The sequence below is a fragment of the Rubripirellula reticaptiva genome, assembly GCF_007860175.1.
Classification (GTDB): Bacteria; Planctomycetota; Planctomycetia; order Pirellulales; family Pirellulaceae; genus Rubripirellula; species Rubripirellula reticaptiva.
In genome coordinates this window covers 854,695-871,152 of sequence record NZ_SJPX01000001.1, presented here as the reverse complement: position 1 = coordinate 871,152, position 16,458 = coordinate 854,695, and the positions used below count along the sequence as shown (strand labels likewise).

General features: G+C 55.8%; 10 protein-coding genes. 4 read left to right on the top strand and 6 right to left on the bottom strand.

Annotation, left to right across the window (positions count from 1 at the left end; genetic code table 11):
- Nucleotides 1-21 precede the first annotated feature (21 nt).
- The 3 genes from Poly59_RS03260 to Poly59_RS03250 all read left to right on the top strand — a co-directional run bounded on the left by Poly59_RS03260 (nucleotide 22) and on the right by Poly59_RS03250 (nucleotide 3,861).
- Complete coding sequence (locus tag Poly59_RS03260) at nucleotides 22-1,260, top strand: hydrolase (RefSeq protein WP_146532605.1); 1,239 nt, start codon at nucleotides 22-24, stop codon at nucleotides 1,258-1,260.
- A gap of 120 nt (nucleotides 1,261-1,380) precedes the next feature.
- Nucleotides 1,381-2,793, top strand: a complete 1,413-nt coding sequence (locus Poly59_RS03255) for an aminotransferase class III-fold pyridoxal phosphate-dependent enzyme (protein WP_246151339.1) — start codon at nucleotides 1,381-1,383, stop codon at nucleotides 2,791-2,793.
- A 30-nt stretch (nucleotides 2,794-2,823) separates the two neighbouring features.
- Nucleotides 2,824-3,861: an arginine N-succinyltransferase gene (locus Poly59_RS03250; RefSeq protein ID WP_146532604.1), complete on the top strand. Its 1,038-nt coding sequence runs from the start codon at nucleotides 2,824-2,826 to the stop codon at nucleotides 3,859-3,861.
- Nucleotides 3,862-3,897: 36 nt separating this feature from the next.
- Here Poly59_RS03250 and Poly59_RS03245 read toward each other — a convergent pair whose 3' ends face one another.
- Genes Poly59_RS03245 through Poly59_RS03230 form a run of 4 tightly spaced genes read right to left on the bottom strand, consistent with a single transcriptional unit; the run spans nucleotide 3,898 to nucleotide 7,623 of the window.
- Nucleotides 3,898-4,227: a type II secretion system protein gene (locus tag Poly59_RS03245; protein WP_146532603.1), complete on the bottom strand. Its 330-nt coding sequence runs from the start codon at nucleotides 4,225-4,227 to the stop codon at nucleotides 3,898-3,900.
- Nucleotides 4,227-5,387 carry a type II secretion system F family protein gene (locus Poly59_RS03240; protein ID WP_146532602.1) on the bottom strand — a complete coding sequence of 387 codons (1,161 nt, stop codon included), beginning with the start codon at nucleotides 5,385-5,387 and terminating at the stop codon, nucleotides 4,227-4,229. Before Poly59_RS03240 ends, Poly59_RS03245 begins: the two co-directional genes overlap by 1 nt.
- Before the next feature lie 41 nt (nucleotides 5,388-5,428).
- Entirely contained in the window at nucleotides 5,429-7,180 is a 1,752-nt protein-coding gene (locus tag Poly59_RS03235; protein WP_146532601.1) for a GspE/PulE family protein, read from the bottom strand.
- Entirely contained in the window at nucleotides 7,177-7,623 is a 447-nt protein-coding gene (locus tag Poly59_RS03230; RefSeq protein WP_146532600.1) for a response regulator, read from the bottom strand. The genes Poly59_RS03235 and Poly59_RS03230 overlap by 4 nt, the downstream gene beginning before the upstream one ends.
- A 300-nt stretch (nucleotides 7,624-7,923) precedes the next feature.
- Here Poly59_RS03230 and Poly59_RS03225 point away from each other — a divergent pair, with 300 nt between their 5' ends.
- Nucleotides 7,924-9,066, top strand: a complete 1,143-nt coding sequence (locus tag Poly59_RS03225; RefSeq protein ID WP_146532599.1) for a GGDEF domain-containing protein — start codon at nucleotides 7,924-7,926, stop codon at nucleotides 9,064-9,066.
- A 26-nt stretch (nucleotides 9,067-9,092) separates the two neighbouring features.
- Here Poly59_RS03225 and Poly59_RS03220 read toward each other — a convergent pair whose 3' ends face one another.
- Nucleotides 9,093-14,819 (bottom strand): DUF11 domain-containing protein, encoded by a 5,727-nt coding sequence (locus Poly59_RS03220; protein ID WP_146532598.1) that lies wholly within the window; start codon nucleotides 14,817-14,819, stop codon nucleotides 9,093-9,095.
- 219 nt (nucleotides 14,820-15,038) lie between these two features.
- The gene (locus Poly59_RS03215) at nucleotides 15,039-16,400 is read right to left on the bottom strand and encodes a BBP7 family outer membrane beta-barrel protein (protein WP_146532597.1); all 1,362 of its coding nucleotides are present in this window, start codon (nucleotides 16,398-16,400) and stop codon (nucleotides 15,039-15,041) included.
- Nucleotides 16,401-16,458 lie beyond the last annotated feature (58 nt).

Sequence of the window (16,458 nt, the reverse complement as noted above, 5' to 3'; positions counted from 1 at the left end):
TCTTTTTGAAAGTCCAATCTTGTGGAATCGTCGTCCGCCAAGCTTACCGAACGAATCAACGCAGCGGCCCAGTGGATTGGCGGGCGAACCGAGTCGTCGGTCGCCGAATTGGTTCGCTGGTGCGATCAAAATTCGTGGTCCATGGACTCGACCAGCCTGCGATCAATGGCTGCGATGCTGATCGAAGACTTTGGTCGAGTCGGAGTCCAGTTCGATTCCGTTGAACTGCCCGAATTGAAACTGATCGGAGATTCCGAAGAATTGCTTCGCAAACCGACAGGCCCACTGTTGGTCTGGCACCACAATGTGTCTTCCAAGCGACGAATCTTGATGATGATTCACTATGATACCGTCTATCCCCCAGGCATCGAGCCCAATCGATGTGTGCGGATGGGGAACCGTCTGGTGGGGCCCGGAACGGCCGATGCCAAGGGCGGCATCGCGGTCATCAAGCTGGCAATGGAAGCGGTTTTGAAGTTCGGCTTGGCAGATGGCGTTGGCGTCTCAATTTTGTTGAATCCGGACGAAGAAATTGGCACCACCGCATCGAGCGAAGCCATTCACGCGATGGTTGGTCAGTTTGATCAAGCACTTGTCTTCGAACCGACGTTGCCGGACCGGTCGCTGGTCGCTAATCGCAAAGGATCCGGCAACTTTGTGTTTGTCGTCCGCGGCCGATCGGCTCACGCAGGTCGCAATCCGCAAGACGGTCGAAACGCAATCGTTCATTTGGCCAAGCTAGTCCCCGAAATCACATCTTTGCACGATCCAGACGTTGGAGTTCTGGTCAATGTCGGTCGCATCACCGGCGGCGGCCCGCTAAATCGTGTGCCCGACCATGCGGCAGTTCAGTTGAACGTGCGAGTCACCGACGCCGATGCGATGGTGCGGGTGCAGCAGTCGCTAACGGACCTGGCACAGCAGTTTTGCCAGGACGATTTTCGCGTCGCCTTGCAGGGTGAATTTCACTCGCCACCAAAGCGTGTCGACGCCGTCGGTCGAGAAATGCAGCAGGCCGTCGAACAAGCCGCGAAGTTTGCGGGACGGTCAGTTCGCTGGTCCGATACGGGCGGTGCTTGTGATGGATCAAAGCTGGCCGCCTGGGGACTGAAAAATGTCGACACAATGGGCGTTTCTGGCGATGGGCTGCACAGTCCGACCGAGTTCTGCGAAGTCGACTCGATCGCACCGGCCGCGTTGACGGTTGCCGCCCTGATTGCCAGCTTCGCTGGTCAAGAACACGCTAGTCAGGAAACGTGATAGCCACGAAATCGGCGGCGCCTGAACCTTTTCGGCCGCAAGCGTTACTATGTTCCTGCGTTGTGAATCGCGAATCGTTCTTTTCAATCCCCATCGTTGTCGGTCCCGGAGTCAGTTGTCGTGGAATCATCGGTCAAAAAGTCGTTGAATGCAGAATCGCTGCGAGCGGACCCGCGAATCGCCGAAGCCCGTCGCTTGATCGCCGAAGCTGTTGCCGACCACTCCGCCACGATGACCGCGCCCAAGGATCCTGATCCGGCACTGGTGACGTCGTATCAAGCATTGCTTGAACGATTGGGGGCGACCCGTGGTGGTCCGCCTTTCTTACCGTATCTTTCGTCAGGCTTGGGTAACGGCCCGATGGTCGAGTTGGCCGACGGCAGCATTAAGATGGACTTCATCGGCGGCATCGGCGTGCATGGTTGTGGGCATAGCCATCCGGCCATGATCGACGCGGCCATCGACGGCGCTCTAGAAGACACGGTCATGCAGGGGAACCTGCAACAGCATCCGCCAAGCATCAAGATGAGCGAACGGTTGATCGAGTTAGCCAAAAAGAATGGCGCTCGCATGGATCACTGTTTGCTTTCGACAAGTGGCGCGATGGCGAACGAAAACGCGCTGAAGATTGCGATGCATCACAACTCGCCGGCCGATCGAGTGATCGCGTTTGACAATGCATTTGCCGGTCGATCGCTAGCGATGGCTGCTTTGACGGACAAGGCAAAGTACCGTATGGGATTGCCGCTGGTCGTGAACGTCGACTACTTGCCGTTTCGCGATCAAGCCAATCCCAAGCGAAGCCAAAAATGGGCCGTCGATGAACTCCATCGATTGCTCAAACGTCATCCCGGTCGTTATGCAGCTTTTTGGGCCGAACCGGTCGCTGGGGAAGGCGGATATTATCCGGGCAGCCACGAATTTTTCGCTGCGATTTCCAAGCCGCTTCGCGATGCCGGCGTTCCGATCATCTTTGATGAAGTTCAATCCTTCTCGCGCACCTCGATGCCCTTCGCTTTCCAGCATTACGGTTTGGACGAATTTGCTGACATCGTCACGCTCGGCAAGATCACGCAGGTGTGTGCGACGCTTTACGGAAAAGACTTTGTGCCCAAGGGGCCTCTGCTAAGCCAAACGTTCACAGGGGCATCTTCGTCGATCGCGTCCGGCATAAAAATCTTGGAATTGCTAGATGCGGAAGGATGCTTTGGCAAAACGGGCAAGAATATGACTCGCCACGCTTATTTTGCCGCCGCACTGGAAAAGCTTCACCAGAAGTATCCCAAGTTGGTAAATGGTCCATTCGGCGAAGGCATGATGATTGCCTTCACGCCCGGCGATGGCAGTTACGACCAAGCGAAACTGTTGATGGATACGATGTTTGATCTCGGCCTGCTCTGTTTTCTTTGTGGTGGCGATCCCACGCGTATCCGGTTTTTGCCTCCGCCGGTCACGACGACTCACGATCACATCGATGCGGCGATCGGATTGCTCGACAAGTCGCTCGAAGCGTTTGCAAAGAAGCTGGGTTAGGCGTTCACGCTTCTCTGGGAGAGTATCGCGATGATGATGGTACGCGCCGTTCGTATTGATGACTTCGACGATCTCTTAAAGTTGGTCCGATCGGCGACGCGAGGTCTGACGTCGCTGCAGTTGAATGGTGAGCAACTGCTCGATCGAATCGAGCAGTCGGTGTTTGCAATGAGTCGCATCGGAGCGTCAACGCGAGACGAACCGTTCGTGTTGGTGATGGTCGATGATTCCAATGTGATCGATAACGAAGTAGGTGAGATTATCGGTACGTCCACGATCTACACCAAGACCGGCGGTCACCAACCGTTCTATGCCTATCAGCGGATCGTTTCCGATCATCACAGCGACCAACTTGGTGTGCGTCATCATCGCGAGCGTCTGTCGTTGTATCGTACTCACGACGGACCCACCGAAATTGGCAGCCTGTTCCTGCGCAGCCGATTTCGCGGTGGCGGACGGGGCCGATGGCTTTCGCTCGCTCGATTCATGTTGATCGCGATGCAGCCTCACCGTTTCGCCGATTCCGTGATTGCTGAAATGCGAGGCCGTGCGTCATCCGATGGCAGCGTTCCGTTCTGGGATGCTGTGACCGGCCGATTCATTCCGGTCGAGTTTGCGACTGCGGATGCCATGTCGACGATGTCGAAAGACTTTATCGAAGAGATGATGCCACAGCATCCGATCTATCTGGATCTATTACCCCCCGAGATTCGCAATGGCCTAGGGCAGGTTCACGACGAGACGCAGCCGGCGCTCAAAATGTTGAAGGCGGAAGGTTTCCACGAAACGGATTTGGTCGACATCTTCGACGCCGGGCCGGTGATCCAGTGCGAGACCAATCGAATCGAGGCGGTCCGTCGCTGTGGTGAAATGTCTGTCGGCCGAATACTGGATACGCTGGACACGACAGCCCAAGAGGTCATCTTGGCCAGCAAGCAAGGCGGCTTCGCCAGTGTCCTAACCCGTGTTGCGGTACAGGGCAATCAAGTCGACGTCCTTGCACCCGACGCCAATGCACTCGGCATCGAACCCGATTCGATGTGCTGGATCATGGCAGCCCGTCCCTAAGTTTGGCATCGCGATGTTCATCGCGTGCTTGTTCGTTTAGGGATGCGACTTGCAATTGATGTTGCCGGAACGATCCAGTGTGAAGGCGGTACCGGTAACCGGGCATGTTGGCAGCGGGCCGTCCCAGTACTGTGATGACGACAATTGTCGAAGATCCGACGACGGTAGTGACCCGGTAATGTCGATGTAACGGTTGGCTTCGTTTTGAACGGTTTGGCGGCTCAACTGGCAGCTTCGCCAGTGCGCGGTATCACCCGGTGTTCGAAACTGGGTGACCGCGATCGTAGCGACCGTGGCAGCGATCATGACCGCTGCCAGAATTTCGATCAACGAGAACGCTCGGCGATTGTTATTGAATCTAGGCATTATTCGAGCACCTCAAACATATGGAACATGGGTGTGTAAATCGAAAGCACGATGCCGCCAATTGCGATAGCAAGTCCGATCGTCAACATCGGTTCCAGCAAACCGACGGTCGCGTCGATCCGTGTTTCCAATCGTTCACGAAGGTGTTCGCATGTGCCTTGCATGGCCTTGGGAAAGTTGCCGGATTGCTCGCCGACACCGATCAGTTGGCAAAGTGTCGCGGGAAAGAATCGTTCGTTCTTTTCTAGTTCCGAACTCAGCTTTTCGCCGCGTTGAACGCTTTGTCGGATCTGTTCGCCAGCAGCTTTGACTTCACGATTACCAATGCAGTCGACGGCAATTTGGACGGCGTCAACTGGTGTGTATCCACACTCGACCATGGACGAAATGCCTTCACTAAATTGCAGAACTGCGATGTCGCGTAGCCATGGTCCGATGAACGGTAGGTAGAGGAAAGAGTTGTCCATCATGCGAGACAGTTTCGGTCGCGACCGCATGAACATCCATATCGCGACGACTGCGGCAACGGCGGGAAACACAACCCAATAGTAGTTCAGCACTGTGCGGCTCATCGCGGTCACGACTTGAGTTACGACCGGCAAGTCGACACCACTACTGCTGTAGACCGTTTCAAATTCAGGCACCACAACGACACACATAAAGATCATCAGTCCCGCGCCAGCCATCGAAATCAGAATCGGATAGCTCACCTTTTTGATGATGCGTTTTTTCAAAGCAACCTTCCGCTCCATCTGTTCGCAAACTCGTGCAAGTGCTTTTTCGAGCGAGCCACTTCGTTCGCCGATGCGAATCTGTTGAATCTGCATTTTGTTGAATGTTCGTGGATAGCGTTCCATGCCGGTGCTTAGCAAATCGCCAGCTTCAATCGTCATACGCAGTTTGGTTAGCACATGACGATATTTGCGAGTCGATCGGTCGGCTGCCAACGACGAAAGTGCCTTTGGTAGCGATAGCCCATTTTCGAGCAACATCAGGATCATCCGCAATAAATCCGCAAGCGCCGCGGGTGGAACCCGCGTCGCATCACCTGTCGTTTTTGGACCGACCTGAATCGAATTCAGCTTGCGCAAAAATCCAAAGATGCCGCCAGCGGACTGGGCGGTATTTTGGGATGCATAAGAAGTGGACTTGGCGTACATCGTTTTCGTCTTGCGGTGGATCGTTTGAGGCGACGGGCTGATTAACCAGCAGTCATATCGTTGTCACGCCGTCCATTGGCAACACTTGTCGAGTCCGTCGTGCGGCGATCGCCGCTTGTCTTGAAGTAAACCTCTTCGATCGACGTGCGACCGGCGAGTGCTTGTTCCAGCCCTGCGCGAGATAGCTCTACCATTCCCGCTTCGATCGCCAATTGATGCAGTTTCGAGTGAGGCACGCCGGCCTCGATCGCCATCGTGATTTCCGGTGTAATGGGCATGATTTCAAAGATCGGAATTCGACCCGAAAAACCACTTCCAAGACACTTTTTGCAACCTTCACCGCGATAAAACTTGGCGTCACGCGGGACCTCGCGATCAGGGTCGATCGCATCTAGTAATTTTGAGTTTGCCGGCACGGCGACTTTGCAATTGTCGCAAACGCATCGGAGCAACCGCTGCGCGACACTGCCAAGTAGCGATCCGGCGATCTTGAAATTGTCGACGCCCAAATCACTTAGTCGCTGGACGGCACCGACGGCGTCATTGGTGTGCAGCGTGCTGATCAGTAGGTGACCGGTTAGGGCCGCTTGGATCGCAGTTGTTGCCGTTTCCGAGTCGCGGATTTCACCCAACATGATCACGTCGGGGTCTTGTCGCATGATGAACTTAAGAGCGTTTGCAAAGCCCATGCCGAACTCGTTGTCGCTTTGCACTTGGTTGATGCCCGGCAATCGAAACTCCACTGGGTCCTCGACCGTGACGATATTGCGATCGACTCGGTTTAGGTACTGAAGCGCAGCATACAACGTAGTGCTTTTGCCACTGCCTGTTGGCCCGGTCACCACGAACATGCCGTGTGGTTTGTCGATCATTTCTCGCAACATTTCATAGTCGCGGCGCATCATCCCAATGTTGTCCAATTGGAAGGTTTTGCCACCTTCGTCGAGCAACCGGAGGACGAGCTTTTGGCCGTCAACGGTCGGGATTCCGCTGACTCGAAAACCGACTCGTTTGCCGTTTTCAAAAACATTCAGGTGTCCGTCTTGAGGACGGCGATTTTCCGTAGTATCCATATCTGCCATGACTTTGATCCGGCTGATGACAGAGTCTTCGATGTGATTGGGGATCGTCATCACTTGTTGCAGTTCACCGTCAACGCGATATCGCACTCGCATTTCCGGCTTGTAGGGTTCAAGGTGCACGTCGCTGGCACCGGCTGTGACTGCACCGGACAGGATGGCTTGAACCAATCGGACCACGGGTGCATCTTCTTGTTCGGCAAGCATGATCGATGTGCCGCCGTCGCTGGCATCAGAAACTGTTTCTTGCAGTTCCGTCAACTTCAGGTCGACAATCGTTTGCCGAGCCACGCTGCGATCGTCGTACACTCGGCTGATCAAAGCAACGATGTCATCTGCCATCGCGACAATGGGGTGGATTTGATATCCGGTCATCAGTTCGACTTCGGCGATCGTTTCGATGTCATCGGGCGCGACCATCGCCAAGGTCATCGTTTTGCCCTTGATATCGATGGCGCCAGCTTGCTGAGTTCGTGCGAAGTCCTCGGGGATCAGTCTCGCGATTTGCGGGTTGACGTTTGATGGATCGATGTCGATATAGGGAACTTCAAACTGTTCGGCCAGCGCATGCCCAAGTTCTGCCGTCGACAGTAGCCGCTCGTGGACTAACCAGTCGCCAATCATGGCACCGCGAGGTTTCGAGGTGAACGCCGCTTCCATTTGTTCGGCGGTCAGCGTTCCCTGTTCGATAAGCACATCACCGAGTCGCTTCATCGCTTCAATCCTTGAGGCTTCGTGGCTTGGTTTTTGGCTTGTTTGCGTCCGGTGTTTGCGAACCGAGTTGCCAACAACTGCTCAATCTTTTCTTCCATCACGGTCGGATCGAAGGGGCTGATCAGGTAATCCTGTGCGCTTGCATGATGAGCTCGCTCGACCGTTTCTAAACTTGTGTCAAGAGAGATGACCAAAACTGGCGTATTGGCGATCGTTTGGTCATTGCGCGCACGAGCGATCCACTCCAGTCCGTCACCGTCTCGTAGCTGTGTATCAATGATGATCAGATCTGGTGTCGCGATGCTGATCGACGCATTGGCTTCCGATCCGGTTGCGACCGTTTCAACTTGGTAGCCCAGCAATTCGAGACGGAATGACGTCAGATCCGCCAAGACCGGTTCGGCCAAGACCAATAGCAGTTTGATTCCGGATGAATTGAACATGTGGGGCACCTTTGGCGGTGAAGACGATAATGTCAGTACTGAACTGTAGGTCACGATGCGAGCTTGCAAAGCGGATCCGTAGACTCAAACCAGGTCAGAACCGTCGCAAATTTACCGATCAAGTGGCACATCGCCTCGGCATAATCGTTGTTGCCGGAACAAACGGTGTTGCCGGCGCGGATCGCCACCGTCGCGCAGCCTAGTTCAGTAGATCGGACACCGCCGGCGCAGTTGATAACGCACACTTCAGTACCTAGAGTTTTCGGTACAACAGCCAAAATCGCCGGATTGGTTTCAAAATTGTTCAAAGCCCTTTTCGCGTCGCTAAGGCTGGCAGTTGCCATCGTTTGCATCGGACTCAGTCTGGTCTTGGCTGGTCTGTGGCTCGATCTGTTTGAGCGGCCACTACGAATGGTGGCATTCTTTACTGTTTCTGGTGTCGCGGTTTACTGGGTCTTTATTCTTGGCGTGATGCGCAGTTTCGAAGTCGCGCAAGTCGTTCCCGATCGAATTCGCGAGGCACTCGATACGCTGTCCGAAGGACTGCTTGTTATCGACGAACGTGACCGAATTGTTTTGGCCAATGAATCGTTCAGCCGAATGGTGGGGATCGACCAAGAACATTTGATTGGACGTCGACCTGGTTCGTTGGCGTGGGATTGCAGTGCGATCGCAGGCGATAAGAACTATCCGTGGATGCGGGCGATCGAGCACCACGAGCCTCAGATCGAGCAACTGCTACGATTCAAACGTCACGATGGCAAAATGAGATTCTTTTCAGTCAACGCGTCTCCCGTGTCGGGCGAGGACCGAAAGACCCGCGGTGCACTGTCCACGTTTCGTGATGTCACGGCATCGGAAGAGTATCGGGCTCAACGCGAACATTCGCTCGCGATGCTTCGAACCAGCCGTGATGAGATCAGCAACAGGAATCGTGAACTGCAGATTCTGGCTTCGAAAGACGCGTTGACGGGGTGCTTGAATCGCCGAGCTTTTTCGGAAGCCTTTGACGAAATTTGGAAAACGATGCAGTCGACCGGTCAGGCGGTATCATGCTTGATGATCGACAACGACCATTTCAAGAACGTGAACGATACCTTCGGGCATCCCGTCGGTGACGAGGTGCTGCGTCAAGTGGCCAGTATCTTGAACGACCAATTTTCGCCACCAACATTGGTTTGCCGTTACGGAGGCGAAGAATTCTGTATTGTGATGCCCGACACAAGTATCGAAGCGGCGATCGAGCAAGCCGAACAGGTGCGGTCGTCTATCGAAGCCGTTCAATTGGCCGCAGTGCCTGAGCTACGTTTGACCGCCAGCATCGGTGTGTCCGAGTCGTGCTATGGTGCCGCTTCACCTCAGGCCCTGATTGCGCAGGCTGACGAGTGTCTGTATCGAGCCAAGGACGGAGGACGCAATCAAGTGATCGCGTTCGAATCGTAATGACGGCCACGTGTGTCTGAACTTTGCTATCGCGCCAAGAACAAACGTTTCGACAGTAATCGAGGTCCGCGGATGATCAGTTCGATTTGATCGTCTTCGCTGGCCACGTCGTTGCCAGGGGTGCTATCGATGTCGAACTGGTCCGCCTGGATCACGCTAACAGGAATAGTCTTGAATCCACGCGTGTCGACGATGGCCCGAACGACAAGCGATGCGGTTTGTCCGACGCCCACCGAACCAATTTCCCATCGGCCGGTGGCGGCGTCATAGGTGCCGGTACTTGGCGTTGCCGAGACGATTGAAAGCCCATCGGGAATGACAACCGACGTGACCACACCTGTTGCCACGGTATTGCCTGTGTTGTCGGTGAAAAACGACAGTACAATTTCGTCGCCCTCGACGGGTTCTTCGTTGTCGACGGTTGCGCGAACTTCCAAGTCGATGACGACGGGCGTGACCTGCACGCGAGCGATGTCGTCTTCGCCGTCGATCCCATTGCCCGGCGTGCTGTCGGGGTCAAACTGCCGAACCGAGGTCACTTCGGCAACGTTGGTTTGCGGCATCGGTGAGGTAGCGCGGGCGTCGATTTGCAGCGTGACGGCCGAACCGGACGGCAAGCTTGGGACTTCCCACGTGCCAGTGACTGAATCATAGGTTCCCGCCGATGGATTGGCCGAAACAAAGGTCAATCCGGTCGGCAACAAATCAAGGACACTGGCGTTGGTTGCGATGTTCGGCCCTGCATTTGTCAGCGTCAAAACAAAGCTAATCACTTCATCTTGGGTTGGTGACGCATTGTTGACAGTTTTTGTCAGCGATAGATCGGCGATTTGCGTTGTGAAGGTCGTGCTGGCTTGGTCGTCTTCACCCGCTATTTGATTGCCCGGCGTGCTGTCACGGTCGACTTGGTCGGCAGCAGTGATTTCGGCCGTGTTGGTCACACCAAGTGTATTGCCAACCGTCGCGTTGATGATCAGAGTTGGCGTTACGCCGGTCGCAACCGAACCGACGTTCCAAACACCACTTGCCGAGTTGTAACTGCCCTGGCTAGCGACAAAGTTTTCGAACACGAGTCCTTCAAGGATTCGGTCAGTGACTGCAACGCCAGTCGCATCGGTTGGCCCATCGTTGGAAAGAGTCAGCGTGTAGGCGATCGAGTCGCCAATGTTGGGCGTCGAATCGCTGATCGTTTTGGTAAGTGCCAAGTCTACCAATTGTGGTGTCAACGTGACGCTGGCTTGATCGTCTTCGCCGGCCACGCCATTGCCAGGCGTGCTGTCGGGATCGAATTGATTGCTGGTGATGATTTCAGCCGAGTTGGTTCGTTCGGTTTGTGCCACGACGGTCGCTCGGATTTCTAAACGAGCGTCTGCGCCGGAGGCGATCGAGTCGACGGACCAGATTCCAGTCGCCGAGTTATAGTTCCCGGCGCTCGGCGTCGACGAAACGAGCGTCAGTCCGGCTGGCAAGACGTCGCGAACGGTGACTCCGGTGGTTGTATCGGGGCCTGCATTGGCAAGTGTTAAAGTGAACGTCACAACGTCACCAACATTCGGGGCTGCGGTATCGACTGACTTAGTCAGCGATAGATCGGCGCTGGCCGGTGTGATGGATACCGCGGCATAATCGTCTTCCGTGTCGATGTTGTTATCAGGGGTACTGTCAGAATCGAACTGGCCGGCGGCGGTGATTTCGGCCACGTTGGCCAATGTGTCAAATCGGTTGACGGTGGCGACTAGTTGCAGCGTCGCTACGCTGCCCGATGCCAAGTCGCCGACGTTCCACCGCCCGGTGGCGGCGTTGTAATTGCCCCTCGACGGAGTGCTGTCGACGAATGTGAATCCGTCGGGAAGCAAGTCTGTCACGACCACGCCGGTTGCGTCGGACGGACCGCCGTTGCGTGTTGTGATGGTGAAGGTCACGGCGTCGCCGAGTCGTGGGCGGCTTTCGGAAACGGTTTTTTCCAGCGAAAGGTCAACGACTGGCGGCGTGACGGTGACGGAGGCCTGGTCGTCTTCGGTTTCGACGTTGTTGCCTGGTGTCGAGTCGGGATCAAACTGTCCTGCCGCGGTAATACGCGCGGTGTTGGTCTTGATGCCCTGAGTCGTGACCGACGCGTTGATGCTTAGCGTGACGGTGCCCCCAATTGGGATTTGGCCAATTGTCCAGATTCCAGTCGTGGAGTCATAGCTGCCTGCGCTAAGAGTCGTCGAGTTGAACTGCAACCCGTTTGGCAGCAAGTCGGTGACTTCCACACCGCTGGCCGCTTGCGGTCCGTCGTTGGTGACTTGGATCTGGAACGTGATGACGTCGCCGACGTTGGGCGAATCGTTGCTGACCGTCTTGGTCAGCGATAAGTCAGCGACTGGTGTGCTGAACGAAACCGACGCTTGGTCGTCTTCAGTTGCGGCGTCATTGGCAGGCGTCGAGTCGGTGTCGGGCTGATCTGCCGACGTAATTTCAGCAACGTTGATCGCATTGGTCAGGACTTGGTCGACTCGCGCAAAAAGCTCGATCGTTGGCGATACCGTCGTGTTGACTGTTCCGACGGTCCAAACTCGATTGGTCGTATTGAAACTTCCTTGGCTTGGCGTCGCACGAAGGAATGTTAACCCGGCCGGCAAGCGGTCTGTCACGTTCACTCCTGTCGCATCGTTCGGACCGGCGTTTGAAACTGTGATCACGAACGAGACTTCATCACCAACGTTCGGAGTCGAATTGCTGATCGTTTGGGTCAACGAGAGATCGATTTGTTGCCCTTGGATTGACGCTGACGCGATGTCGTCTTCTTGCGGGGCGCCGTTGGCGGGTGTCGAGTCGGGGTCGACTTGATCCGAAGCAATGACTTCTGCGGTGTTGGTCGTCAAGCTGTTTGTGTTGGTCGTTGCCGTGATCGTCAATGTTTCTGATGTTCCCAGTGCGATCGACGGGATTGTCCAAATGCCTGTCGCTTGGTCGTAGTTGCCAGTGCTCGGGATTGACGAAACAAAGGTGGTTCCGGTTGGCAGGCTGTCACGGATTTGCACGCCGGTTGCGGTGTCGGGGCCTGCGTTGGCGACGGCAACCGTGAACGTGACATTCTCGCCGACGTTTGGTGATGAGTTATTGACGGTTTTGGTCAGTGACAGGTCCGCGCTCGCCAACGTGAACGCCACCGAGGCTTGGTCGTCTTCGGTGGGCACATTGTTGCCCGGCGTGCTGTCGGCATCAAACTCGTTGGCTGCGATCACTTCCGCCGTGTTGGTTGCGGCGACGGCATCCACACGAGCTCGCAACGTCAACGTTGCCGGCGCGTTCCGGTCGAGCGTCGCGATCGTCCAGTTGCCGTTGGCGGGAGTGTAAATGCCGCTGCTCTCGATCGCACTGATCAATGTCAGACCAGCAGGCAACGCATCTCGTACAATCACGCCGGTGGCCTGGTCGTCGCCGGAGTTGGTAATCGTGACGGTATAAACGACTTCATCGCCAATGTTGGGCCGTTGCACGTCGATCGTCTTGGTCAGCGCCAAGTCGATCGATGGCGGATCGACGGTGACGGATGCTTGGTCGTCTTCGGTGGCGATGTTATTTCCAGGCGAACTGTCGGGGTCGAACTGATCGACCGCAGTGATTTCCGCAGTGTTGGTTGTGGCCGCAAACGAGTTCACCTGGGCGCGGATGGTCAGCGTTGGCGTCTCGCCGATCGCAACATTGCCAATCGTCCATCGACCGGTGGCGTCAACGTAGGTGCCAGCATTCACGGTTGAACTGATCACCGTCAATCCGGCAGGCAACAGATCGGTGACCACGACGCCCGTTGCCGTGTCGGGCCCGACGTTCGTGACGGCGACGGTGAACAGGACTTCGTCATTGACGTTGGGGCGGGCGTTATCAACAGTCTTGGTCAGACTTAAGTCAGCAACCGGTGTCGTGATCGCGACGGACGCCTGATCGTCTTCGGTGGCGACGTTGTTGTCCGGCGCGCTGTCGATGTCGGTTTGGTCGGCGGCAGTGACTTCGGCCGTGTTGGTGACTGAACCGGTTTGGTTAACGACTGCGGATAGCGTCAGCGTCAAGGTTTCGTTGTTGGCAATGCTAGGGATCGTCCAAATGCCGCTCGTCGTGTTGTAGTTTCCACGCTGGGGAGTGGCCGTCGCCAGCGTCAGTCCGGCTGGCAGCACGTCGCGAATCGAAACGCCCGTGGCTGTGCTGGGACCGGCGTTGGTCACTTCGACTGTGAAGGTAATTGTGTCACCGACGTTGGGTGACGCGTTGCTGACCGTCTTGGTTAGCGACAGGTCGATCGTTTCGGCTGATACCGCAACCGATGCTTGGTCGTCTTCTGCGTCGATGTTGTTGTTGGGCGTGCTGTCAGGATCAAAAACATCCGATGCGGTAATTTGCGCTGTGTTGGTTTTCGGGCCGACGCTGGTGACTTGACCAGTGATGGCTAGAGTGACAGGCGTTCCGGCGACGATGGATCCGACGGTCCAAATACCATTGGTATCGTTGTAGCTGCCAGTTGCCGTCGATGATCGGACGAACGTGACGCCGGTCGGCAACACGTCGGTCACGACCACGCCGGTTGCGGTCGCAGGACCAGCATTATTGACGGTGATGGTGTAGATGACTTCCTGATTTAAGTTTGGCGTCGCATCATCGACGGTTTTTGTCAGACTCAAATCGGCTTGTTCAAAGTTGGCAAAGTCAGGCGCTGTCTTGATGACCGTGCCGACTGCACCTATAACCTCGGCTGCTCCGTTGACGTCGGCTGCTCCGTTGATTTCCAATTCGATCGCGCCGACGTTTGTAAAGTCGGCGCCGCCACCGGCTGCGGCAGTGAACTGAGAAAACGGAATGAACTCGGCCGACAGAAATCCGCCCGATGTGGCTGGGATTGGCAGCGTTGTGGTGCTGAACCGCGTGGCGGTTCCGGCCACATTGTCGTTGCTGTAGATCCGCAGCGTCGCTGTTCCGCCAGCCAAGTCGGCGCGAATTTGAAGCTGAACACCCGCCGCGCTGGCGGCCAAGTTGACGCCGCTTAGTCCATTGTCGTCGATCAACGTGGCGTCATTGTCTGGTCCGTCCCAAACGACCCGCCGCGGACCTTGGCCTGTCGCCACTGAATCAAAGCTTAACTGATTGGGCAACAGTGGATCATCGACGCTCAGTTGGACCGCGCCATTGACGCTGGTCTTTTCTACGATCAATTCTCGCTCGCCCCCGATGGCTTCGGTGACGGGTGTCGCGGCAATCACAATGACGGGACCATCACCGCTTGTCTCGTCTCTAGCTTCTTGGGCGGTTTGGTCAAACGAATCGATGTTGGTCGTGATCCGACCTTTGACGTCGTCGTCGGTGATTGTGATCAGTGTCGAAACCGATCGCTGAAGTGTGTGCCCCGAAACGGTTTGCGCGGGCTGCAGAACGAAATAGTTGCCTGCGGTCAGCCGCGTGAAGGTGTAGTCGCCGTTGGCATCGGTCGTCGCCGTTTTGACTTCCGTGTCGCCTGTTCCAGGTTCGAACAATCCGTCGCCGTCGTCGCGGTAAACGGAAAGTGAGACGCTGGCCACTTCCTCGCCTACATCGAACCCGTTGCCGGAAAAGTCATCGAACACTCGCCCGGTGATGTCCGCCAAATCCGTCGCAGCAACCAACAGACGACGATCCTCGAGCGATTCGATTCTCGGACGGAACCGAGCGCTGGACGCGTGGCTTGTTGAACAGATTTGACGAAAGAGAGACTCGCGAAGCAGCCGTAAACGCCGTTTCATGACCGGTTTTTCCCAAAAAGCCTTGTTGAACGCCGCAGAAACGCGGCTCAAGACTCATTGGTTTGTCACAACTGGCTCGGTAAAACAAGCACCCTAGGAGGGAAAGGGGGAACGGGAAGAGTTTTTTGGCGATTTTGCGCCGCGTGATTCATGGACGACAGCGTTGCATAGGTCCATGAGTAGATTTATTTGTTGATCACTTTGAGCACAGTTGTTCGGTTAGAACCGCAGTTCAGCACCGAGGTTCAGACCGTGCGCCCAATATTGGTTTTCGACGGGGGTAAACAGGGGACGCAGGCCGTCGGTGACCGCGGGCGTGCCTTCGGGTGGCAGCAGATTGCTGTTCACGTCGGTGTCGATTTGGTCGCCGGCGCGGACGACGTTGGGGAAGTACACCATCGTGTAGCCTGCGGTCGCGTCTAACCAATCGGTCACGCGAATGCCCAGCGTAAAGCCGACTTCGGGGATCATGGTGAACTCGTCGCGTTCGAACTTGCCAATGTTGGTGCGTTGGGCATACAAGCCGCCGGCGTAGTTTTCAGTAACGCCGTTTTCGGTGATTGCCGTGTTACCGCGGATATCGATGGATTGGCTGTTATTGCCGACCGCGACACGCAGTAGGGATTCGAGCCAAGCGCGTTTGAAGTTCGCTTGGTGGACGACGCCTAGTTGCAAGCCATTGAATTCGTTTTGGGTTCGGAACCTTTCGTTGATCGCGATCGTGCCCGGCGCGCTAGTAAGAGTAGACGTTAGGTTCTCGGTGAATCCAAGGCTGTCATCCAACCTCAGATACCGGTAGCCCACGATCCAATCGATGCGGTCGGATTCGCCGTTCGCGTTGCAAATTCCAATCGGACACAGCCCGGCTCGGCCGTTGATCAAGAATGACTTGAAGTCACTGTTGGATGTCACGCCGACCGAACCCGAAACCGAATTGGGGAACGAGATCAATTGAGCCGTTTCAAATCCACGGCTGATGTCAAAGAACGGTCGTGCCAAGATCTGACTGCCATTGCCGGATGCTCGAAATCCGTCATTTTGGTCCCCCAAGAGCTGAAAGAACTCGCCTTCGATCGCGACCGTTCCCTGCGGTGTCAGCCAAAAACCCGAGCGAAGTCGAATCCCGCTTGCTGAATCATTGTTGATTTCACCGCCACCGAACAAAGTACTCGTACCCGGCTGTCCGAGAACGCCGGCGCGAGTTTGGGGCGTGCTACTTGGGCTGGTTGTCACCAATGAAGGCACATTCATGCCTTCGGTCCACCAATGCAAGTAGTCCGCTCGCACCCACAACCGGTCAGCGATGGTCATTGGGCCTGGCATGATATTGCCTAAACCGCCGTTCCCACCGAAACCGTTTCCGAGTGTCGGAATCCCGTTGGAGAACCATCCACCGGCCTGAGCTAGGTTGCTGGCATAGGGATCGCCACCACCATACCCAGCCGGCGCGTACGAGTTGTTTACGACAACCGGGCCGGGGCCAAGACTCGGATAGTTCGACTGTGCCAAGGCATGCGTCGCCATAAGCGCGATGGCGCTCATGAACAAAACAGCGGCGACAATGGATTGACGAGGACTCAAGCGGATTCTCCTCTGACTTTCTTGCAATTTCGCCGACTTTCGTTCAAGAATCTCGACG

What these genes read in the sequence shown, in the direction of transcription:
- Poly59_RS03250 (WP_146532604.1), top strand. Translation starts at nt 2,824, where the DNA reads ATGATGATGGTACGCGCCGTTCGTATTGATGACTTCGACGATCTCTTA.
- Poly59_RS03245 (WP_146532603.1), bottom strand. Translation starts at nt 4,227, where the DNA reads ATGCCTAGATTCAATAACAATCGCCGAGCGTTCTCGTTGATCGAAATT.
- Poly59_RS03240 (WP_146532602.1), bottom strand. Translation starts at nt 5,387, where the DNA reads ATGTACGCCAAGTCCACTTCTTATGCATCCCAAAATACCGCCCAGTCC.
- Poly59_RS03235 (WP_146532601.1), bottom strand. Translation starts at nt 7,180, where the DNA reads ATGAAGCGACTCGGTGATGTGCTTATCGAACAGGGAACGCTGACCGCC.
- Poly59_RS03230 (WP_146532600.1), bottom strand. Translation starts at nt 7,623, where the DNA reads ATGTTCAATTCATCCGGAATCAAACTGCTATTGGTCTTGGCCGAACCG.
- Poly59_RS03220 (WP_146532598.1), bottom strand. Translation starts at nt 14,819, where the DNA reads ATGAAACGGCGTTTACGGCTGCTTCGCGAGTCTCTCTTTCGTCAAATC.